The organism is Thermoactinomyces sp. DSM 45891, from assembly GCF_900119485.1.
Lineage (GTDB): Bacteria > Bacillota > Bacilli > Thermoactinomycetales > Thermoactinomycetaceae > Baia.
In genome coordinates this window covers 13773-35759 of record NZ_FPJZ01000004.1, presented here as the reverse complement: position 1 = coordinate 35759, position 21987 = coordinate 13773, and the positions used below count along the sequence as shown (strand labels likewise).

Here is a 21987-nt window from a genome sequence, read left to right as displayed (position 1 = left end):
TAGAGTGTTTTTCAATTACTGGTAGCAGGCTGTACACTATTAATACTATCAGAACTAGTTGTACCAATGTAGTAGAACTTTCCTCCCACCTTAAACCGCCAGATCGGGATCATAATCGAATCAGTGTCCTTGTTATACTTGTTGCGCTGATACCCAAGCTCAGCAGATTGAACGGTTGTTTTATTAATTTGTGGCAGTAAGCTGGCCAATGCATTGTTTAGCTGATTCGGCCGATGCGCCTGTGGTAATGGTTCCTTTAGTTCATAGTGGGTATATGAAACCGACTTTACTTCTTTTTTGGTATTAAACTTAAGCTTAATCGTTCCATTAAAAATGGGAAAGTGATCTCTTACCTGATAAACTGTGATTTCGCTACTCGTAACTTCCATCTTGTTAAAGTTATAGTCAGTCAAGTGAGGTAATTTTTCCTTTTGAAGAAATGCCCTTACTTCACTCGGAGTCTCTTCTACCTTGGTTGGGGTAGGAAATTCTTTCTGATAGATTCCATCTCCTACCGGCTTCCAAGACAAGGGATCTAGCTTCGTTGTAACACCGCTGTAGACGGCCATCTCTTTGGGAACCTCTGTTTTTTTGTAAGAAAGCTTAACATCATTATATTGAGCGAGCTCTTCAATCTGCCGATCGGAGAGAGTGCTTTTCGCCACCCGCAAATCATTTTCCCTGTAGTTAGCATAGAGAAGGGAACCGATATACAAATCTAAAATGAGGAAGGCAATGATTAAAATTGTTTTTGCTTTTCGCCAATCCATTGGCCATCCCCCCCTACATAGAATGTATTTTCTTTCATCGGAAAACCGGAGCCTTCCATTACGACCACTTTCCAGTAGGGAATAAGGGTAACGGTGTTTTTATTACTCCCATTTCCCCGATCTGCTAGATATACTAACTGAATTTGTTTGATAGAGCTAAGATCGACTTTGTATTTCTGAAACGTGTCTTTTAACATGTCCTTGTCGGGTAGAGTAACGGACTGTGCTTTTCGATCCGTAGGCTTCCAGATATCGAGTGAGCGGTGATAGACTCTAGCATCCTCCATGTTGCTGTTAGAGATGTACGGCTCTGTACGGATAGACACAGGCGATACTTCGGGTAGAAAAGGGTCTGATTGCCCTTTCCAATAGATGGGGATTCCACTATCAAATTGCCTAAATTTCATTTCGTTGTTCTCAGAAGAAAGGTGTTCGAGGTGAAAATCGCCTGTCCATCCAAAGTGTCTTTTTAGAAAATCATTCATCTTTCCAACTAGTACCTTGGGTTCTGTTTTCGAAGGGCTGTCTTCTGATTCAGGCAATTGTTTATTATATTGAATCTCATTTTTCAACTTGTCATAGAAAAGCGTTTGCCTAGTGCCGTGCGCGTAGATTTCCCAGCCCTCTCGCGGTTTTAAGGGTTGCAGATTAGGATCTTCAAAGAGTACCTTTTTTACCTCTTCGACGGCGATAGGAGTAATCGGATATGTGACTTTATCTACTTTGACCGGCTGATCTGGTAAATAGTATAGATTCCCCTTCGGTAGAACAGGGCCCGAAGAACTGGGATCAAAATTAGATGTTGCTTGATATAAGGTATGTGGTTTTGCACCTTGAATCAGTTTGAAAAATTCATTTTTAGATAAGGTCGTGCTTACTTGATAGACCTGAGGGTCTTGAGAGCGTGAGGAAATCAGATACAGCACAGCGGTCTCTTGTTCGTTCGGTAGCGTCATCCAAACCCTGTCCACTTCTCTTACTGATAAGCTAGGGGGCGTAGATTTCCAGTTTAAAAAAGAACCTACTTGCTCTAGCGGAACTGCGCTATGATATTGAAACTCCACCCCAGGTTGCATCAATATCTTTTTCCAGTCGTCTGTATTGAGCTCGACGGATTGGGCAGTTCCCAAGGAGGATTGTGAAATTTGTTGAATCAATTTTTGATAAGGATTCAGCCCTATTTCACTTGTGGACAACGTTGCCGGTAGAAAACGAATCACAGACTGATCGTGTAGATAGGTAATCGGTGGAGCGGATAATTGATACGTCTCTTTTTCGTTAAATTCCTTTTCACCAAACTTAGGGATCGTTTGGTAGTGATTTTCGGTTATCTCGGTCGAAAAGGCACTGGATAGCCAGTAAAAAGCAGTTTGCCAGATACTTAGGACCACCAGTGAAATGAGGAGGGTGGTCTTGATCGGCTCCTTGTATTTCTTCCAATATGGTTTTTTCATGAATGCACCCTCCTTTCAAACGGGGGCAGAGCAAAGAATACGGTAGTCCCTTTTTGTTCTTTACTCTCGATCCAAACGATTCCTTCATGTGCCTTAATAATCTCTTGAACGATGGCAAGACCTAGACCCGTACCGCCTTGCTCACGTGCGCGTGCCTTATCAACCCGATAAAAGCGTTCAAAAATTCGCTCGAGGTCTTTCTTCGGGATACCCATGCCAGTATCCGTTATCGCGACTTCAATTAAGCCATCTGGACGCAAACGGCTGGAGATCGTGACCGATCCTCCGTGGGGTGTAAATTTCACCGCGTTGGATAGAAGGTTGTCCAATACTTGATCCATCTTATCCCGATCAGCGTAGATTCGAGGTAGCTCTTCGTCGGCATGGCGCAATGTTAATTTAATCGCTTTTTGTTTACATTGGAAAATAAAACGATCTGCTACATCTTCTAAAACATCTTCTAAATACATGATTTTCTTATCAAAGCGAGATTGTTTCGCATCTAATCTCGATAATTGTAGTAAATCATTAATTAAGCGGGTCATACGATCTGCCTCTGTCCTCGATACCTGTAGAAAGCGCATAGCGAGCTCAGGCTGCTCAAGTGCCCCGTCTTCCAGCGCTTCTAAATAACTTTTAATCGTAGTAAGCGGGGTTCGTAGCTCATGGGAAACATTGGCCACGAATTCTTTTCGTTGCCTGTCTAATCGCTCTTCTTCTGTCACATCTTTTAAGACTACAATCGTTCCAGTTGCCTTGTTGCGCTTCTGTTTCAGTGGTGTAAATGTCAGCTTGATATAGAGGGGGTCATCTTGATCGTCATGCTGAACTCGGATTAGATTATGTAATTCTTGGGTGATCGGAAACTGAACCGGTTCCGATAGAGGAAGTACACTATTTAGCATTTCTCCCAGCTTAATTTCTTGATTCAAGATTTGTTCGGAACGCTCATTCTTGACGATAATCGCTCCGGAACGATTGGTCGCAATGACACCGTCACTCATGTCGGAGAGGACCGTTTCCAGCTTCTCTTTTTCTTCCTCTTTCTGAGTGAGAGCAGTCTGTAAGTGAGATGCCAAATGGTTAAATGCCTTGGCCAGTTTCCCGATTTCATCGGTGCTTCTCACATCGACTCGACGGTTAAAGTCGCCTTCAGCCATAGCCGTTGCCTGTTCCTTGATTTCCTTGACAGGAACCGTAATCGTCCGAGTCATAATCACAATTAAAATGCTTACGATGATCATGGCGTAAAAGGTTTGGATGATCAGTATTTTAATGATGGAACGGATTAATTGGTAGGTCGTATCAAGAGGGTATTCCATATAAATCCGATCAAACCCAAAGTCTGGATTCGTAATATCAAGAGGATATACTTTCATCAAGACATCTTGGCTTTTGGATGATGGGCTTCTCCTGATTTCCTCCTGGTTAAATAGGAGTGAATGAACATACGGGTTTTTTAAGCCGATTTTGGATTTTCCATCTCCTGTGGCGGCTACAATGAATCCGTTATTGTCTAGGATTTGCACATTAATTAACTGATTGTTTTTGGTTTGTAGAAATACGACTCGTGCTAAATCATTGTTTATCTTTTCTTTTAGCTCACCCGGTTTTTCATCTTTCTTTCGATTGTGGATCGTTTCCTCAATTACTTTCGAAATGACATTCTTTTGCCTGTTCAAGTCATTGGTTACATTGGCTAGTAGTTGTTTTTCTAAGCCATCGCTAAAATTGACAAATACGACTTGCAGAGCAATGAGAATGATGAGCGCGAGTATAACGAGTAGCTTCCATTGTAGCCCTGTTGCATAAGTGAACCATCGCTCTGCATACTTTCCTTGTCTCACTGATTCGATCCAGTTTCTCATTCTCATCTACCGCTTGTGTCCTGATCTCGCAAGGTATAGCCGATGCCTCGTCTTGTGATGATATATTTCGGTGCACCCGGATCATCCTCAATTTTTTCACGAAGCCTGCGGATCGTAACATCTACCGTCCGCACATCTCCGAAATAATCATATCCCCAGACTGACTGGAGGAGATGTTCGCGGGTGAGAACTTGATTTACATGCTTAGAAAGGAATAACAATAGCTCAAACTCACGATGAGTCAGGTCAATTGTTTGATTTGACTTCTTCACTACGAAGCTATTTGCATCGATGAGAAGCTCTCCGATTTGGATCCCGTGTACTACTGTAGGATCGACGACTTTATGGGAGCCAGTGGAAGAAGCATTGCGGCGCAAATTTGCCTTAATTCTAGCTAAAAGCTCTCGGTTGCTAAACGGCTTCGTTACGTAGTCATCCGCGCCGATTTCCAGTCCGAGGACTTTATCAATCTCAGAGTCTTTCGCTGTTAGCATGATGATGGGAAATTGATAATGCTGACGAACTTGTCTACAAACTTCGATGCCATCCGCTCCTGGAAGCATGAGGTCTAAAAGCATGAGATGAGGAGGTGTTTGGATCGCTTTCGAGATGGCTTCTAATCCATCATGTACACACTCTACTTCAAAGCCTTCCTTTTCAAGGTTAAATTTTAAAATATCTGCAATCGGTTTTTCGTCTTCTACTACTAAAATTTTGGTACTCATCGATTCAGCTCCCTTAGTCGTTCAAACGATCTATGAATAGGATCATTTTCGCACACTCGATTTGGAGAAACAATATTCTTTCAAATATGATCAGAAATTCACAAATAAGACTCAGATCTATATGTAATAATTGGAAGGATTGAAAGTTTCTATCTAGAAGAAATAGGTTCCGATCTAATAAGCTAATATTATATTATTTTACCAGTTATGGTATATAATTGGCGACAACTTTGTTAACTGATAAGAAAATTACCTCGGTAAATGAATTTTTTTTTGACTTTCGCAAATATACGAGCCGATTCGACAAAGTATTCTGTTGACTTATCTAACTGGGTACTGCTACCATTATTATTAATTCAAGTAATTTTAAAATTTTTTATGTCATTTAGAGGAGTGTTAAAATTATGTCATCAATTACAGTTGGTGTATATTTAGGTAAAAAAGATCGTCTCGTGCGTTACTGGTATGAAATTCTTCCGAAGGGTCAGTTTCCTATGTTGGTGAAGTATTGTATCCAATCGTATCTACGAAATAACTATTTCCCATTGCAATCCATTTGTGATGGTAGAATGTTAAAGGAGCAGATCCAGTCGAGAAGCGACTATGTGCCAACCCAACGTAACGTCACCTTTACGCCAGAAGATGGTCCGGTATATCAGTGGATTAAGAATTTAGAAAGTGGTTACCGTAGTGAAGAGATCAAAAATATCCTGAAAGAAACCGTTCTTCACACTTTGTTGAATGAACAGCCAGTTTTTAGCTCTCGTCCCTTCGGTCAAGTGTATAACGATCCACAGCAACAACATGCTATGATGCAAGGACAAGCTATGCCAGCAGGTTATGGGTATGTAGAAGATCCACAGAAGGTAACGATGATCAAACGAGAGCAGATGTCAGCAGGAATGGAAGACGGCTACCAAATGTGGGATAAGGCAGTTATGCAACCTCAAACTGAGGGAGAGCAGAAGAAAGAACAAGGTCCTGTAAAGGGATATAACCATCTAGTTAATTACCTAGGTTAGCCCATACGCTCAACTTTATATGATCCTATTCTAAATTCCCTGATCTGACTGACCCGTCGAGCAGGGTTTTTTGTTTTTGTGGTGAAATGATTTCTAATCCAGCATACCTCACAAATGCAAAAGGGAGTGCATCTATGACAGATAGCCTATTGGACGAAACGATTTCACTAGAAGCCATTCTTTGGGGATGTTTCATCGCAGTATTTATTTATTATTATCTGCATAATAAAAATAAGAAGCTACGGCAAAAAAATCAGGAAATCGCTTCTGAGCTCACCTCCTCTCAGCTTGAGATTCAAGAGATGAATGATGAAATCGAGGAGATCTATCGCCGGGACTACCTAACCGGACTCTATAATCTGGGTGGATTTCAGGATGCAGTGGTTCGGAGCTTGGAGCGAATGTCGCCTCTACAAAGTTACCATGTGGTGAGCATCGATCTAGCTGATTTTAAACAAGTGAACTTGCGAGAGGGTGTGGACTTTGGAGATCAGATCTTGATCGAGGTTGCGAGTCAGTTTCAAGACCAACTACCTACAAGTGTACACATTGCCAGATATGACGGGGATCAGTTTGCGATTGGCCTGACAGGGGATCATCACTATCTACGGCGATGTGTCGAGATTATCGACAAAGTAATGAGCCAAATTTGCACAGAGCGAGTCAATATCGAATACTGCATCGGTACCGCATCCTATCCAGCAGAATCGGCTAATGCGAGTGAACTGATTCGATTAGCAGAAAAGAGATTGTCCATCGAACAAAGACGGATGCGGGATAAAGAGGAAGAAAAGCGGAGGCATATGGAGAAGCTTTCGGCAGTGGGCCAACTAGCCGCTGGCTTGGCTCATGAGATTCGGAATCCGCTTACTTCCATCCGCGGATTTGTGCAGATATCGGCTGCCGAATCTACCGAAGTAAAGAAATGGGAATCGATCATCCTTCCTGAAATCGATCGAATCAATGATCTTCTGACCCAATTCCTAAACCTAAGCGAGTCAAGGCCTACTCGATTTCAAAACTTTCATGTGGATCAGCTGATCTCAGATATCTATTCTCTTCTCAAGCCAAAAGTAATGCTAATGGGACATGAGCTTGTCATGGAAACACCGAAAACACCGATTTATATCGAAGCAGATCCTGAGAAGTTAAAGCAAGTTCTCATCAATTTAATTCAAAATGGCTTAGATGCTTTAGTCCAAAGAGGACAAGTAGATATCAAGTGGTACGTGAAACATAAGCACTTATCGATCGAGATTCAAGACACAGGTGCAGGGATTAAACCCGAGTTTATATCGAGAATATATGAGCCTTTTTTTACGACGAAGGACGAAGGAACGGGAATGGGCTTAGCGATCTGCCATCGAATCATTCAAGATCACGGAGGCAGTATGCGAGTAGAGAGCCGTATGGGGAAAGGCACCACGTTTCACCTATCGCTACCACTAAAACAAGAACCAGTCCAGGTGGAAGAAGAGTGTACATCGATCAGCGAATAAGAGTAAGTTATTGTTTGAACGATAACTATTTTCTATAATGGAATGATAATATAATGCCTAGAGGATAAAGCGAGGTTGATGGGTAGTGGATCAAAAACCAAAGAACCAATTTAACATATTAAGTAATCGTAAAGCGACAACACACGGTGATTATTATACAGGCACACTAAATTTAAGCAACATGTCGTCTGTACTAATCGACCATGATACAGCGAAAATTGATCTAGGCCTTATTCATGCCAAGAGCAAAATTGAGCGCGGTATTAAATTTACTGCTGACCAAGAGGAAGTTGCAGAGGGGAAAACCTACTATGTGGTCTGGGTTGCGATTGATCAAAATGAGCATGGTACCTATTATGCAGGAGTCACAGCTTGCCCGATGGTGATTAACCATGAGACTCGCAAAGGTTGGAAAAATCTCGCCTTCCATGTAAATCGAATGGACGATGCCTTAAAACGCCGGATTAAGGTAAGTGAATTAGGCGAAGTAGAGAAAGAAGCATTAAAAGCGCTCTTTATCGAGCATAATCAAGAAATGTGGGAAAATAGCTCAGATGAATTAAAGGATGCACTTTTGAATTCGTGAACGGAATGTGACATTTTTTTGTGACGTATTGCGTAAGCTATTATTCAGAGAGTAAACTTAATATGGTTTTCGGAACCATTTGCTAGGACACAAAAAAAGCGGACCTCGCTACAAGCGGATTCGCTTTTTTTGTGTTTTTTTAAGGTAACCCCCATGATTTATTTGAAATCATTACGGTACACCATGTTGGGAACGGTAGCATATTCACTTACCCCTTTATTCTCCGTAACGACAATGGGTCTCGCTTCCATGTTGACGATTTGATTCTCTGGGAATTGTACCTGCCAATCGAGATGAATTTTTACGCTCTCTTTCGGCTTAATTGTGATTCCCTTATCTGGTAGTGACATATCCTCTACTTTTATATCTGATGGCTTATAACGGATTAGAGGATTGTCTGAGAGTATGCCTTTGAATACGATAGGATATGGTTGTGAATTGACTAGTTCAAAAAGTAATGGTGTTTGAGTTGGGAAAATGCCTGCTCCCCCTGTATAGACAGTAGCACCAGAAAAGGGTCCCTCCTTAACATCTACTGTGACATCTCCTAATGGATAAATTTTCTTGTCTCCATTTATTTTGACAGCAATTTGGGTAAAGATATGTCTTCCTGCCTTCTTGCTAGTGAAATCAACCGAGAGGGCTTTTTGTTCTAACTCTTTCTGTGGTGGGTTTGCTTTGATACGAAATGCAGTCATCTCCACAATATCCGTTTTGGGTAGTAGTTCAATCGAAATCTCTTCTTGTTTGATTGCAACTTCTTTCTTGTGATTAAATACTAGATTCATGATGAATTCAGTACTCGCTTCCTTATCAAAATATGTATTATAGCTGCTGATGTTATGTACCATTTGAACCTCATTTGGTATGGGCTTCATCATCATTGTTTCCGTGTTTTGACATCCTACTATAAGGAACATCATCGCAGTCATCACATGGCCTTTGAGTTGCATAAAAGTCTCCCCTTTCAAATAAAAACGGAGGACGTCTGTTATCCCCCGTGTCTGTTCATTATGCTTTTGATGCGATCCAAGTAAGGTGAGTTGGATAGTAGACATCTACACCTTTAGAGCCTGTAAAATACGACCATGTACCGCTAATTGCATGAAGCGACGGTCGAATTTGAATTTTACATGACTCCCCTTTTTTCAATTCCACAGAGAGTTCAACGGTACGGGTAACGGTATTCGTTGCAGAGTATCCAAGTGATGCTTGGAATGCTTCATGGAAATTGCCATTTACCCCGATGTTAAAAGTAGTGGATTTAGTAGCAGTCTCTGAAAACTTATGAGTTACTTTGGGAGCGCTCTTGTTGATATATTCAACAAGGGTGGTTGGCATTCCACAAACATTTGATGTCGAGTTGACTTTGAATTTATCAAACAATTGAGGATCTACTTTTGCTTTATCTTCATTGCTGATATCTGGGGATTCTGTTTGTGGAATGAAGGAAGGAACCTCGTCCATTTCTTTCCCTTTCCAACCATCCTTGCCGCAAAAATTACCGCTTGGTTTCTTGGTTTGAACCTCATTTGCATTCACTGTAGGCGTGATATATACAGCTAGAGCTACTAAACATATTGTACCGATCAGCTTCTTCATAATCGTCTCCTCCTCTATTTGCTCTTTGTAGTGAATGTTCCTGCAATCAATCCTTCATTTGAGAAAAACACGGAAGATGAGCCTGGTTGCCTACATCTTCCGTGTTTGTGACCAATAAATCTGTTCTGTAAAAAATCAATTCATTCCCATTCCTACCACATTACCTATGAGTGATGATGCACGATGAAAATTCTCCTCCTGAGGGGCAGATAGAGTGCAATAGATGATTCGAGATCTCCTAGAGAGAAGGAAAAAATAGGAGTTATTCGGAAAACGGATCGAAACCTTTTCCGTAAAATATAAACTTTCCATCTAACATCTCAATCTGACTCCATTTAATATTCGGTAAAGCAATTTGCTTGTGATCTGTCGTCGTAAGTACGAGTGTGTGGTTGGTATCTCGATGGCCGGCGAGATATACTGCCTCTGCTCCATCTGTAAGCAGAGTTGTTCGTTGGACTTCCATCTGAAAGACTTTTTGTAATGCCATTTCTGAACTTTTGAGCGAAACATCTGAGTTGGCTTTTACATGTATACGAACCATATTTTCTCCCTCTCTCTATGAAAAATCTTTGAATATCTACTGCTAACTTCATTGTACTAGGGTATAATGATTTTGAGAAATATGAATAGTCTATTAAAATACTTCTAATTTAGCATAGCACCTATGAAAAACACCTTTGGTACCACTCATCTTTATGAAAGACTATTCAATTCTGTTTCTGTCTTTATGAAAACATACTTCATCTGGTGCATTTTAGAGGGAAACTTTTTTAATAAAAGGTGGGGCAAAAATGGTAGTAAAGGAGTATGTATCGAGAGAATTAGGAAATCTCATCCGAGTGAAACGGGAAGGAAGAAAGTGGACACAAGAAAAACTGGCATTTGAAGCTAAATTCAGTCCAGCTTCTTTGAGTAGATTGGAGAAAGGTGCGACCAACTTTAACGCGGAGAAGGTACTTGAAGTATGCCACATTTTAGGGATCGACTTTGAAAATGTGAATGAGAAACCCGTTGTTCATAATATTAATTCGATTGAAGAGGCTTTGAAGATCATAGAGGCAGAAATGCAAGAAAGCCCGAAATCAGCTATGGAAAAGCTTCGGGAGTTAGAAGAGACTTACAAACATCTTAATGAGGATGTACCTGTACTCTCCCTCTATGGTGCGTATTTGAAGGGCAAGTTTTTTAATGCAAATGGTTCTCCAGACGAAGCAAGGCTACACTTCGAAAATGCAATTCAAATAGGTGAGATCAATCCCGAACTCACACATATGAATCTAATATCAGCGTGCTATTACCGATTGAGCCGAATCATGAACAAGAAAAACTTTTTACAAAAGGCATTAGCATTTGCTGACAAGGGGATTAAATCTTTCATTCAAGGTGGAGGTAGAGAGTATACGTACTACTTGCTATATATCATCAAGGCATCCATTCTTGAAAAGATGAAAGAGTACGGATTGGCATTAAAAATCGTCGAAAAGCTATGGCATGAGCGTTCCTATCTGATGTTTTCAGATTGCAGGTTGAATCTCTATCAATTACGGGTCGAACTATTTAATCGCATGGGCAGGTATTCAGAGGCGATCCAAGTGGCATTAGAAGGTTTGGAATTTGCTAGATTAGAGAGCAATATCGATCGCAAATTTGAGTTGATATCTTCCCTTGGAGAAGCTCATACTCGATTGGGAAATTGGCAAACTGCTGAAAGATACTATGAGTTAGCCCAACAGCTTGAGGACAAAATCACCATTAAGTCCCTCATTATCACAACCTACACCAATTTGGGTGAAATCTACCTACAACAGAATGATATTGGGAATGCGGAAAGAATCCTAATCCCACTTCTAAAGGCCATAAATTTGCTGGAAGAAGGTCAGGAGGAATACAGACTTTGTAAGGCGTTAGTACTCATTGGGGAAGTATATCAACAGCAAAGGAAGTACAAAAAAGCATTGAAATACTTGGAGAAATCACTGGAACTTTGTGAGAAACTATGTATTGACGATACGCAAGAAAATGTATTAGTGTTATTAACAGCGATTGCATATCGATCTAAACATACTGAATTAGGTAAATACATCGAAAAACTGTATCATATGCGTTTAAGGAGAGCAGATAAGGTAGGAGGTGAGATTATGTTTTATAACGAGCCACCAGAAGACTAAAATAGTCTATATTATCCGCCAGAAAGCTAATTCTAATTATGGAATTATTCCAACACCTCGATAAGAGGAAGTATAGCTATGCTTCACATACAAACAGAGCCAACCCAATGTAGACTGGGAAAGGCTCTCTTTTTTCGTCTTCTCATTGCTTCAGGTGTAGTTTAATTCGACCACCATTTCTTAATGCGATCCCATAAAGAAGGCTCAGGATTCGAACTCTCAGGAGCTTGCACGTACTCGGTTGGCTCCGTGCCGGCCACGAAGTATTCAAGCCGTGCATTTTTTTGATCTGGATGAGCTAACTTTCCTGTTTCATCATCGATATATACCGCTTTTACACCACTGGGAACCGCAAAGATTTTGTTGGATTTCCCGAGAGTAGCTTGGCCCATAAAACGTCCCCAGACATGCTGTGAGATCTTGGCCTGATTATGATTTAACTTTTGGTTTTGATCAAATCCGACCCATACCGTGGTCACTAAATCAGGTGTATATCCGACTAACCAGCCGTCCCAGTCCGTGGTGCCTGTTTTTCCGGCGGCAGGATGAGCAAACATTTGTTTCACGCGCTGACCCGTCCCGCCCGTATCAAATACACCGCGCATCAGAGAAGTGAGCACATAGGTAGAGCTAGGCGAAAATACCTGCTTCGATTCAGGTTGATTTTGATAGAGAACGTGACCAAATGAATCTACAATCTTTGTGATGCCTGTAAGAGGCTTATGGTCACCCGAACTGGCGATCGTCGTATACGCCTCTGTCATCTCATACGGAGTTACTTCATAGCTTCCAAGAGCTAAAGAGGGGGTTGCATTCAGCGAGCTATGGATACCTAATTTTCGTGCTGTTTCAATTTCCTGGTCGATCCCCACCTGAAACTGAGTGGTCACCACATAGATATTATCTGATTTGGCGATGGCTTCCCGCATCGTGATCGGGCGTTGGGCATAGATATCTTGAAAATTACCTGGTGTATACGTGTCCCCCTTGTATGTGAACGCAGTGGGAGTACTTACGATTTTTTGTGTGGGGGGAATCCCTTTCTCCAGCGCTGTTAAATAGACGATGGGTTTAAAGGAAGAACCAGGTTGTCTTCGAGCAAACACACGATTAAACTGCGATTCTTGGTAACTCTTCCCACCCACCATCGCTTTAATTGCCCCCGTATGTGCATCGACAGAAAGAAGTGCCCCTTGTAGGTTCGGGACTCGTCCTACCTGGCTTACTAAAGATTCCTCTGCTTGCTTCTGCATCTGCGTATTCAGTGTCGTATAGATGCGCAAACCACCATGCCTCACTAATTCCTCATCAAAGCCTAATTGGTTTACAGATGTCTGAATGACATAATCCCGAAAATAGCTTGCTTTACTCTTTTGACTAGGGAGTGGAGGCTGAAGAGCGAGTGTATACTGAGTAGCTTCCTTTGCTTGTTGCTTCGTAATTAGCTTCATCACGGACATTTGCGCGATAATCGATCGTTGGCGCTCCTTGGCCCGCCCGAAATGTTGATACGGTGAATAGACTGATGGCCCTCGCGGTATACCGGCTAAAAAGGTGCATTCGGCTAGGTTTAAGTCTTTCGCATCCTTGCGAAAATATTCTTGTGCTGCTCGTTGAATCCCGTATGCACCGTTTCCATAATAGATTTCATTAAAGTACATCTCCAATAATTCCTTCTTATCGAAGTGAAGCTCCAGTTGGGCCGTTAGCATCGCTTCTTTCGCCTTCCGGGACCAAGTCCGGTCATGAGAAAGGTACAGATTTCGAGCTAGTTGTTGTGTAATCGTACTAGCTCCCTGAACGACGCGAAATTGCTTTAGATTTACGAGAAGAGCGCGAGTAATGCCACGAAAGGAAAATCCGTGGTGCTCAAAAAAATCACGATCTTCTGCTGTTAACGTAGCATCTACTAGATACTTCGGGATTTGTTGTAATGATATTTTCTCGCGATGTTCTCCCGCATCCATCTGATCTAGCACATTTCCCTGATCGTCATATAAAAAGGTAGTAGCGGAGATATCAGGAGGGGGTAGTGGTTGAGATCGTAGGTATAGTAGGAACAGGAACAAAGCAACGCAAAGAATCGCGAATCCGATGAATACGCGTTTGATCCAGTAGACACTCCGCTTATACCATTTGTATGCCTTTGTTTGTTCAAGCAGTGATTCTACTTGGATTCCCACTCTAGCTGTCGCTCCCTCTCTCTACAAATATCCTAGTTCACATGCCCTAGGTTGAGAGTATTATGCGGAAGTAACAGGTAGAATATACCTGTTTTTAATTTGGGGAACCATTTTCTATGAAATTTAGTGTAAATGCATTAGTTCCGTTGATAGTAGTCAAGCATAACAATATTATGAATTATCCGAAAGGAGGTATAACATGTCTCAAGCTAATATTCCTAATATTTCACCTAACATTTCACTCACGTTAGATGATGCAGTGAATTTGCTACTATCATCGATCGCATTAGAAGAAATAGGACTTAGTCATATTATTAATGCCGAGGGAGAAAAGCTACAATACGTTCTCGGAACTCTCCCTGGAGTGACAACTAACTTTCAAGCCACCCTTAGTGATCTACTTCTCATTAACACCAGTGTTCGCAACACGATTAATACAATCGGAAAGAAAGAATGGACTTTAAACCAGAAGCTAATCAATGTGTTAGGAACAGATGTTACAAGAGGACCAACAGGAATCGAAGGACCAACGGGAGCCACGGGACCATCCGATGGGCCGACGGGACCTCAGGGGCCAGATGGAATTACGGGACCTCAAGGAAACACAGGACCTCAAGGACCTCAAGGGTTAACAGGGCCAACGGGGCCTTTTGCTACCGGTGATTTCTTATTTTTAGTGCAAGGAAACTCAGGCGCGGACGGAAATGTTCCAATCGGTTTTGGAGATACTCTCAACTTTATATCCGATACGATAGACATTGAAGTAACACCTGGTTCCGCCAATGTAAGGATGGAAGTGCCTACAGGTGAGGAAGGTCCTACAGGTACACAAGGACCTATCGGACCCATTGGACCGCAAGGGTTTACGGGACCCCAAGGATTTACAGGGCCTCAAGGGTTTACGGGACCGCAAGGGTTTACGGGACCGCAAGGGTTTACGGGACCGCAAGGGGAAACAGGACCGCAAGGGGAAACAGGACCGCAAGGGGAAACAGGACCGCAAGGGTTTACGGGACCGCAAGGGTTTACGGGACCGCAAGGGTTTACGGGACCGCAAGGAAATACAGGACCGCAAGGAAATACAGGGCCGCAAGGAAACACGGGACCGCAAGGAAATACAGGACCGCAAGGAAATACAGGACCGCAAGGAAATACCGGACCGCAAGGAAATACCGGACCGCAAGGAAATAACGGGCCGCAAGGGAATACGGGAACGCAAGGAAATAACGGGCCGCAAGGAAATACGGGGCCGCAAGGGAATTCGGGGCCGCAAGGAAATTCGGGGCCACAAGGTCCGACTGGGCTAGCAGTTACTCCTGCTTTTCGATATGTTAATTTTACTTCAGCGGCTACTCCAGTTGCGAATAATGCCACTATAAATTTTGCAAATAATTTCGGTTCAGCGAATACATCATACGCTTCACCTAATATCACAGTCACTATCCCGGGAATATATCTCATATCTTTTTTAGCTACGACAGCTGCGAGCGCGAACCCATTGCAATGGACAGTAGGGATTAATGGTACGCGTATTGCTAACGGAGAATTTCATATCTCAGTAAGTGATGGTTCTGCAAACGTTCAAGTGCGTGGAGAATATCTTAGAGTTCTAACAGCTGGAACTACAATCTCTGTCATCAATACTTCAGGAAACTCTCAAACTATATCAGGTGCGAATGGTAGCGATACACACGCCTTTTTAAGTGTATGGAGACTCGGCGATGCACCATAATCGAAATCATTTGGAAGGAGGTATAGCATGTCTCAAGCCAATATCCCTAATATTACACCTAATATAAACATTACGAGAGAAGACGCAGTGAATCTGTTACTTTCGTCGATTGCCTTAGAAGAGCTAGGACTAAGCCATATTATTAATGCCGAGGGTGAAAAGATCCAATACGTTCTCGGAACTCTTCCTGGAGTATCAGCGGCCATCCAACCGACCCTCAGCGAACTACTTCTCATTAACGAAAATGTTCGCGATACGATTAATGTAATAGGGAAAAAAGAATGGATATTAAACGAAAAGTTAGTAAATGTGTTAGAAGCCCCTGTTACGATAGGGCCAACGGGACCCCAAGGGCCAGCAGGACCGACCGGTTCATCTGGAGGGCCACCAGGACCTCAGGGGCCAGTAGGTCCTCAAGGATCGACGGGACCTCAAGGGGATACTGGACCCCAAGGGCCAACAGGAGATACAGGGTCTTTTGCGACCGGTGATTTCTTATTTTTAGTTCAAGGGAATACGGGTGTGAGCGGAAGTGCTCCAGTTGGTTTCGGAGATCTAATCAACTTTATATCTAATACGTTAGAGATTGATGTAACCCCTGGTTCTGCTATCGTGAATATAGAGGTTCCTGAAGATGCTCAAGGACCGACGGGACCCCAAGGGGCTGTAGGACCTACAGGCCCACAAGGAGAAACCGGACCCCAAGGGTTAACCGGAGCCCAGGGAGATGCAGGACCGCAAGGATCGACAGGACCCCAGGGAGAAACAGGACCCCAAGGATCGACAGGACCCCAGGGAGAAACTGGGCCTCAAGGACCAACCGGACCGCAAGGATCGACAGGACCCCAGGGAGAAACAGGACCTCAAGGAGAAATCGGACCCCAAGGATTTACAGGACCGCAAGGGCCTTCAGGACCCCAGGGAGGCACCGGGCCCCAAGGATTTACGGGACCTCAGGGACCTTCAGGACCTCAAGGGAACACAGGACCCCAAGGACCTCCAGGACCCCAAGGGAACACGGGACCCCAAGGGCCTCCAGGGCCTCAAGGACCAATAGGACCCCAAGGGCCTCCGGGACCGCAAGGATTTACAGGACCTCAAGGCGTGACGGGATCTGTTACTGGTCCGACGGGACCACCGGGCACTGCTCTTCGATATGTTGTGGTCACTGGCGGTAATATTGCAGTTGCAAATAATGCTTTTGTACAATTTGCTGATAGTTTCGGCACAGCGAATACACCATATGCTGCACCTAATATCTCAATCACTGTCGGAGGAACCTATCGAATCGCTTTTCTAGTTACGACAGCGCGATCTGGAGCTGGATCCAATTCGTTACAATGGACAGTAGCGATTAATGGTACTCGTATTCCTCAGGGAGAATTTCATATAGCAACAGCTAACACAGCTTCAAACGTCGAAGTGTACGGGGAATATCTTAGAGTTCTAAATCCTGGAAATACAGTCTCTGTGCAAAATACTTCAGGAGGAAATCAAACCATATCAGGTGCCAACCTTAATGAAACAAACGCATATTTACTTGTAACGAGAATCGGCAACGCGCCATAACGGGATCGATCTATTCGGGTGACACTATCTGGAAGGAGGTATAACATGTCTCAAGCTAACATCCCTAATATTTCACCTAATATAAACATGACGAGAGATGATGCAGTAAATCTATTACTATCATCGATTGCATTTGAAGAATTAGGCCTAAGTCATATTATTAATGCTGAGGGAGAAAAACTTCAATACACTTTAGGAACTCTTCCTGGAGTGACAACCACATTTCAACCATCACTTGCAGATATACTCACGATCAATGAGAGCGTTCGCGATACGCTTAATGTAATCACCAAGAAAGAATGGATTTTAAACGAGAAGTTAACAAACGTGTTAGAAGGAGAAGATACTCCGACAGGGGCACCGGGGCCTCAAGGACCACCCGGACCCGAAGGACTGCCGGGAGGACCTCAAGGACCTCAGGGATTCGCAGGACCCACAGGAGAGACAGGACCTCAAGGAGCTATAGGACCTCAAGGTACATCAGGACCCACTGGGACTATCGCTACGGGTGATTTCTTATTTGTAGTCCAAGGAAACTCAGGTGCTGACGGAAATATTCCACTCGGCTTCGGAGATACCCTCAATTTTCTATCTGACTCGTTAGAAATTACGGTAACACCTGGTTCCGCTAATATAAGGCTAGAGGCCCCCACAGGTCCTACAGGCCCTCAGGGAGAAACGGGACCCCAGGGATTAACTGGCCCGCAAGGAGGTACCGGCCCGCAAGGAGGCACCGGCCCGCAAGGAGGCACCGGCCCTCAAGGAGGCATCGGATTCCAAGGAGGCATTGGGTTTCAAGGAGGCACCGGCCCGCAAGGAGGCACTGGATTCCAAGGAGGCATCGGATTTCAAGGAGGCACCGGCCCGCAAGGAGGCACCGGCCCTCAAGGAGGAAGAGGGACCCAAGGGGGTATCGGCCCGCAAGGAGGCACCGGCTTCCAAGGCGGAACTGGACCTCAAGGTACCGGCCCGCAAGGACCAGTCGGCCCGCAAGGAGGCACTGGCCCGCAAGGAGGACGTGGCCCGCAAGGAGGCACTGGGCTCCAAGGAGGAGGAGGCCCTCAAGGAGGCACCGGAACCCAAGGAGGAAGAGGGTTTCAAGGAAGTGCTGGATCCCCGGGAGGCATCGGTCCCCAAGGATCTACGGGACCCCCAGTCTCTGATGCTTTCCGATATGTTGTTTTTACCGGTAGTAATCAGGCAGTTGCTAATAACGGATTTGTACCATTTGTAGATAATTTCGGTACAGCCAATACACCATATACTGCACCTAATATAACAATCAATTCCGCGGGATCGTATCGAATCTCTTTCCAAGTTACTACAGCACGGACGGGAGCCCCGTCCAATGCATTACAATGGGCTGGAGCTATTAATGGTACTCGTATTGCTAACGGAGAATTTCATTATTCATCATCTGAAGCTGGCTCGGCTTGGCAAGTGTTTGGAGAATATTTTAGGAATCTCGCAGCTGGCCAGACGGTCTCAATAATCAATTCTTCAGGAGGTAGTCAAACCATATCAGGTGCCAATCCGAATGAAATAAATGCTTATTTACTTGTAACGAGGATCGCCGATACGACATAAGGCCTATCAATCAATCTGCAGGGTATATGTTTGGTATTGATCCAGACACATACCCTTTATTTACGTGTATTTCCCCTCTGTGGTATTCTTATTGAGGATTGTTGTCAACGAAAGGACGGATTACATATGGAAAAGCCACAAATGGAGCTATGGTATACGGAGCGGCAGACTCCGAATCACGGAATTACGACGAAAATCAATAAAACCTTGCATCACGAGGTAACCGATTTCCAATCCCTAGACGTAATTGAAACGGAGCAGTTTGGGAATATGCTTGTCCTAGACGGCATGGTGATGACGACGGATATAGATGAATTTGTTTACCATGAGATGATTACGCATATCGCGATGAATACACACCCGAATCCGAAGAACGTACTAGTAGTGGGAGGGGGAGACGGTGGCGTAATTCGAGAGATTCTAAAACACTCTTCCGTCGAAAAGGCAGTTCTAGCAGAGATTGATGGTGGCGTGATCGAGGCATCTAAGAAGTACTTCCCAGAGATTGCAAGCGGTCTATTTGGAGATGCTCGTGTTGATATCCAAGTAGCAGATGGCATCAAACATATTGCCGAAAATAAAAATAAATACGATGTTATTATGGTTGATTCCACAGAGCCGGTTGGCCCAGCAGTAGGATTGTTTGAAAAAGGCTTCTATGAAGGCATTCGCGAGGCGCTAAAAGAAGACGGAATCATGGTAGCACAAACGGAATCCCCGTGGTTTAACCGTGATCTTATCCGCCGTGTATTCGCTGATTTATCGGCTACCTTCCCGATCACTCGCCTTTACACTGCAAGTATCCCAACGTATCCATCCGGACTCTGGAGCTTTACCATCGGATCGAAGAAACATGATCCATTAGATGTGGATGTACGGGAATTGCCAGCGCTTGATACCAAATACTATCGTCCAGAGATTCATAAAACGGTGTTCGAACTTCCTCAGTTCGTACGTGAGTTAACAGTGAAAGAGGAGAAGTAGGCATATGCGTTTCGAAGAAAAATACTCAGGAAATGTATTTATTGGTTCAACTGATAACTTTGAGGAATCTACCACCGTCTTATACGGAATGCCGATGGACTGGACCGTAAGCTTCCGGCCTGGCTCTCGCTTTGGCCCTCCTCGAATTCGTGAGGCATCCCTAGTTCACGAAGAATACAGCCACTATCTTCGTCGCGAATTAAATGAAATCGCTTACTATGATGCGGGTGACATTCCTCTTGCTTTCGGGAACCCCGAGAAGAGTCTTACCCAGATCGCGGACTTCGTAAGCCGTGTTCTCGATGCAGGAAAGATGCCTCTCGGGATGGGCGGCGAACACCTAGTAACATGGCCCGTTGTGCAAGAGGTTTACAAGCGTTACCCAGATCTAGCGATTATCCACATCGATGGACACGCAGACCTGCGCACTGATTATGAAGGAGAGCCTTATTCCCACTCAACCCCGCTTCGCAAGATTTCAGAGTTGATCGGTGGCTCCAATGTATATCAGTTTGGAATCCGTTCGATGACGAAAGAAGAAGTGGATTACACAGAGGAAGCAGGCATTCACTTTTTCCCATTTGACGTGCTAGAGCCGCTTACGTCCTGTCTACCCGAACTAGCAGGCCGTCCAGTCTATGTGACCATTGATATCGATGCACTCGATCCAGCACATGCGCCGGGTACAGGTACCCCTGAACCGGGTGGCATCACAACCAAAGAGTTATTAGCTTCCATCCATGCGATAGCGAAGTCAGACTTGATGGTTGTGGGCGCAGACTTAGTAGAAGTGGCTCCAGCCTACGATCCAACCGAGCAAACGCCGATTACAGCAGCGAAGCTAATTCGGGAAATGCTACTTGGCTTTACAACGAAATAGAGATATACAAACGATTAGATGTAACCCTTTTTCTTCGCGAAAAAACCGCCATAGTAGGCGATTTAGGGTTTGCGTCTGAAAACGAAACAAAAGGGTATGAGTCCAGTTCAACACTGAACACATACCCTTTTATATTGTTTCCATCTTTTGTGTCCAACGTTTTGAGTTCATTTTAATGATGAACGTAATTATAATAAGAGTGCCCCAAGACCTCTTGGGTTAGCTCCTACTGATACCGTTGCAATGATTAGATTGCTATCTCCGTCGATGACAGATACATTACGCAAGCCGTTATTGGATATATAGATTCGATTTGTTTCCGCCACCCCTAGAGAATTCGTTGGGCTACTCCCAACCGTTATCGTTGTAATAACTTGATTGCTAACCCCATCAATCACGGTTACAGAGCGATCGGTTGAAAATTGATTTGGTACATAGATGGAATTTGTTCGTGCATTGACCCCAGTATCGTTCGGATTTAATCCACTGGTTACTGTCGCCACTACTGTATTGCTAACTCCATCAATGACAGAGACAGTATTCACACTAAAATTTGGTATATAAATTCGATTCGTTAATGAATTTACTTCCAGACCTTGAGGATTCAATCCAACGGTTACCGTTGCAATGATTGTATTTGTATCTCCATCAATGACAGATATATTTCTGTAAGATGCATTCGTGTTTGTTACATAAATTCGATTCGTTAATGGATTGACTCCGATATTCTGTGGGGCTACTCCAACCGTTATCGTTGCGGTAACTGTATTTGTATTTCCACTTACTACAGAGACACTATTTAAAGAGGGATTTACTACGTAAATGGTATTAGTGGATGGATTTGCTTCCACTCCAAATGGACCGGTTCCCACTGTTATTGTCGAAATGACTTGATTGGTAATACCATTAATCACGGACACAGTATTCGATCCCTGATTTGACACATAGACTCGCTTGGTTGATTGGTTGACTCCGACATCCCTCGGAGAAGTTCCAACAGGTATGGTTGTGATAACTGTATTGGCTCCTCCCTGGATCACAGATACTGAGTTTTGGCCTCCGCCGTTATTTGCCACATAAACGAATTCAACTGGAGTCGGTCCAGTTGGTCCAGTCGGTCCAGTATTGCCTTGAGGTCCAGTATTGCCTTGAGGCCCAGTATTGCCTTGAGGCCCAGTATTGCCTTGAGGTCCAGTATTGCCTTGAGGTCCAGTATTGCCCTGAGGCCCAGTATCGCCTTGAGGTCCCGTAATGCCGTCAGCCCCATCCGCGCCCGTAGGCCCTTGAGGCCCGGTATCTCCTTGAGGTCCCGTAGTGCCGTCAGCCCCATCTGCGCCCGTGGGTCCTTGAGGCCC

General features: G+C 43.9%; 18 protein-coding genes. 9 read left to right on the top strand and 9 right to left on the bottom strand.

What is annotated here, in order from left to right; all coding sequences use genetic code 11:
* Window positions 1–11 precede the first annotated feature (11 nt).
* From yycI to yycF, 4 genes are read right to left on the bottom strand one after another with little or no spacing between them, the layout of a single operon-like run.
* On the bottom strand, window positions 12–770 hold the full coding sequence (gene yycI / locus BT147_RS05795) for a two-component system regulatory protein YycI (RefSeq protein WP_072332091.1): 759 nt from the start codon (window positions 768–770) through the stop codon (window positions 12–14).
* Complete coding sequence (locus tag BT147_RS05790) at window positions 740–2224, bottom strand: two-component system activity regulator YycH (protein WP_072332088.1); 1485 nt, start codon at window positions 2222–2224, stop codon at window positions 740–742. Before BT147_RS05790 ends, yycI begins: the two co-directional genes overlap by 31 nt.
* Entirely contained in the window at window positions 2221–4092 is a 1872-nt protein-coding gene (locus BT147_RS05785) for an ATP-binding protein (protein WP_177239699.1), read from the bottom strand. Before BT147_RS05785 ends, BT147_RS05790 begins: the two co-directional genes overlap by 4 nt.
* A 2-nt stretch (window positions 4093–4094) precedes the next feature.
* On the bottom strand, window positions 4095–4817 hold the full coding sequence (yycF, locus tag BT147_RS05780) for a response regulator YycF (protein ID WP_072332085.1): 723 nt from the start codon (window positions 4815–4817) through the stop codon (window positions 4095–4097).
* Between the two features lie 404 nt (window positions 4818–5221).
* Here yycF and BT147_RS05775 point away from each other — a divergent pair, with 404 nt between their 5' ends.
* The 3 genes from BT147_RS05775 (at window position 5222) to BT147_RS05765 (ending at window position 7924) form a co-directional block, all read left to right on the top strand.
* Window positions 5222–5839 carry a hypothetical protein gene (locus BT147_RS05775; RefSeq protein WP_072332082.1) on the top strand — a complete coding sequence of 206 codons (618 nt, stop codon included), beginning with the start codon at window positions 5222–5224 and terminating at the stop codon, window positions 5837–5839.
* Between the two features lie 134 nt (window positions 5840–5973).
* Entirely contained in the window at window positions 5974–7338 is a 1365-nt protein-coding gene (locus BT147_RS05770; protein ID WP_072332079.1) for an ATP-binding protein, read from the top strand.
* A gap of 85 nt (window positions 7339–7423) precedes the next feature.
* Window positions 7424–7924, top strand: coding sequence for a YwhD family protein (locus BT147_RS05765; protein ID WP_072332076.1), 501 nt, complete (start codon window positions 7424–7426; stop codon window positions 7922–7924).
* Window positions 7925–8082: 158 nt separating this feature from the next.
* Here the strand turns inward: BT147_RS05765 and BT147_RS05760 are convergent, their stop codons facing one another.
* The 3 genes from BT147_RS05760 to BT147_RS05750 form a co-directional block, all read right to left on the bottom strand.
* Window positions 8083–8877, bottom strand: coding sequence for a hypothetical protein (locus BT147_RS05760; protein WP_072332073.1), 795 nt, complete (start codon window positions 8875–8877; stop codon window positions 8083–8085).
* A 58-nt stretch (window positions 8878–8935) separates the two neighbouring features.
* The gene (locus tag BT147_RS05755; RefSeq protein WP_072332070.1) at window positions 8936–9526 is read right to left on the bottom strand and encodes a hypothetical protein; all 591 of its coding nucleotides are present in this window, start codon (window positions 9524–9526) and stop codon (window positions 8936–8938) included.
* Window positions 9527–9788: 262 nt separating this feature from the next.
* Window positions 9789–10070 carry a hypothetical protein gene (locus BT147_RS05750; RefSeq protein ID WP_072332067.1) on the bottom strand — a complete coding sequence of 94 codons (282 nt, stop codon included), beginning with the start codon at window positions 10068–10070 and terminating at the stop codon, window positions 9789–9791.
* Between the two features lie 250 nt (window positions 10071–10320).
* On the opposite strand from BT147_RS05750, the gene BT147_RS05745 reads away from it, so the two are divergent.
* Window positions 10321–11697, top strand: coding sequence for a transcriptional regulator (locus BT147_RS05745; RefSeq protein ID WP_072332064.1), 1377 nt, complete (start codon window positions 10321–10323; stop codon window positions 11695–11697).
* Between the two features lie 161 nt (window positions 11698–11858).
* Here BT147_RS05745 and BT147_RS05740 read toward each other — a convergent pair whose 3' ends face one another.
* Window positions 11859–13880 carry a transglycosylase domain-containing protein gene (locus BT147_RS05740; RefSeq protein WP_072332062.1) on the bottom strand — a complete coding sequence of 674 codons (2022 nt, stop codon included), beginning with the start codon at window positions 13878–13880 and terminating at the stop codon, window positions 11859–11861.
* 199 nt (window positions 13881–14079) lie between these two features.
* Here BT147_RS05740 and BT147_RS05735 point away from each other — a divergent pair, with 199 nt between their 5' ends.
* The 5 genes from BT147_RS05735 to speB all read left to right on the top strand — a co-directional run bounded on the left by BT147_RS05735 (window position 14080) and on the right by speB (window position 20632).
* A complete protein-coding gene (locus BT147_RS05735) occupies window positions 14080–15612 on the top strand; it encodes an alpha-helical endospore appendage domain-containing protein (protein ID WP_072332059.1) in 1533 nt (510 codons plus the stop codon).
* A gap of 27 nt (window positions 15613–15639) precedes the next feature.
* Window positions 15640–17181: an alpha-helical endospore appendage domain-containing protein gene (locus tag BT147_RS05730; protein ID WP_072332056.1), complete on the top strand. Its 1542-nt coding sequence runs from the start codon at window positions 15640–15642 to the stop codon at window positions 17179–17181.
* A 45-nt stretch (window positions 17182–17226) separates the two neighbouring features.
* Window positions 17227–18768, top strand: coding sequence for an alpha-helical endospore appendage domain-containing protein (locus tag BT147_RS15445; RefSeq protein WP_177239697.1), 1542 nt, complete (start codon window positions 17227–17229; stop codon window positions 18766–18768).
* Between the two features lie 141 nt (window positions 18769–18909).
* Window positions 18910–19752: a polyamine aminopropyltransferase gene (speE, locus tag BT147_RS05715; protein WP_072332330.1), complete on the top strand. Its 843-nt coding sequence runs from the start codon at window positions 18910–18912 to the stop codon at window positions 19750–19752.
* Window positions 19753–19756: 4 nt separating this feature from the next.
* The gene (gene speB / locus BT147_RS05710) at window positions 19757–20632 is read left to right on the top strand and encodes an agmatinase (RefSeq protein ID WP_072332050.1); all 876 of its coding nucleotides are present in this window, start codon (window positions 19757–19759) and stop codon (window positions 20630–20632) included.
* Window positions 20633–20820: 188 nt separating this feature from the next.
* On the opposite strand, the gene BT147_RS05705 is transcribed toward speB, so the two are convergent.
* The coding region (locus BT147_RS05705; RefSeq protein WP_072332047.1) for a beta-propeller fold lactonase family protein at window positions 20821–21987 on the bottom strand (1167 nt) is incomplete at its 5' end.